General features: G+C 43.5%; 1 protein-coding gene. It reads right to left on the bottom strand.

Annotation, left to right across the window (positions count from 1 at the left end):
• On the bottom strand, positions 1 to 1,093 hold a 1,093-nt coding region (locus ACE1TI_RS21790; RefSeq protein WP_375009596.1), incomplete at its 3' end, for an ISLre2 family transposase.
• Positions 1,094 to 1,210 lie beyond the last annotated feature (117 nt).

Genomic DNA, 1,210 nt, shown 5'->3' on the forward strand with positions numbered 1-1,210 from the left:
TTGCTCCTCCCGGCGGATTTTTTACCTTTTCTCGCCAGTCAAAAATCCGGCTCCAATTTCGAAGGATATAGGTGCGGAATTCCTTTACCTTTTCGATCTTTTTTGCTTCTTCCAGCGTACTTTCATAAGTATCCAGCCACAACTTGAAATCAGGCTTATTATGTTCTTTCAGCGCCTTCCGAAGGTTCTCTTTATATTGGCTCTTTGGCGCACCTAACGCACGATTTAGAGCTTGGAAAACATGATACGAATCCAATTGGTTCCACACGGGATACTCGGACTGAGAAAAGGCTTCCTGAAACTTTTCGGCCGTATAACCTTTTCCGCCGTCACTATTCGTGACCACCTGAGTTTTCTCCAGGGAATAGTGGCTGGTTGTGAAAGCCTGCACTTCTTTCCAAAACGCAGAGGTCGGCTGCGTTGTCATGATCACTTTCGGATGCAAGAGAGAGACACGTTTTCCATTCGTTTCCCACCCTTCATAGATCACCGCGTGACTGACTTCGATGCCTTTCTTTTTCTCTGTTCCTCGAATAAACACGCCATCTGCTTCTGCATATAAATAGTCCACATTTTTTCCTTCTGGCAGAGCAGCTGCCTCTTCTAGTTCCTTTGCCATATCCTCATCTTCCTGGGCTTGTGCAGTACCTACCTGTTTCACGATGTTTCCCACTGTCTGATGACTGATGTCTACAGCTGTCCATTCTTTTAATACCCGTTCTGTCTCCCGATACGTCGCTTCACTGGCCATTTCTGCCACTTTTACTTCGACCAAAGGACTCAGCCTCTGATGTTTTCTGATACCTATCCACTCATCCAAGGGATAATGATTTTCTCCTTGAGGATCTACCATCAATGTATGACGATAACGGACGGGCCCAAACATAAACTGAATGGTCTTTTCATCTTCCTGTTTTACCAGCCATCCTTCTCCCTGCTTTTTTTCCTTGACTGCACAGTTTAGGGATGTCAACATATCTCCCACCATAACCGAGAACCATTCATGCATGAGGTGATGCATGCTTTCCTCTGTTTCAATGAAATGTTGAGTATCTTTTACTGTTTGTAATAGTTTTGCTATAATATATTGCATGAGAAGGCCTCTTTTCTAAATGTTTTTGCCGGCTAAGCATACATTTATGATAGAGTGCCTTCTCTTTTTTTTCTACAAATTAGCTCCCATATCTCTCGAGAAACATTTTACACATAC

The sequence above is a fragment of the Alteribacillus sp. JSM 102045 genome (assembly GCF_041949975.1).
In the GTDB taxonomy this organism is placed as follows: domain Bacteria; phylum Bacillota; class Bacilli; order Bacillales; family Marinococcaceae; genus Alteribacillus.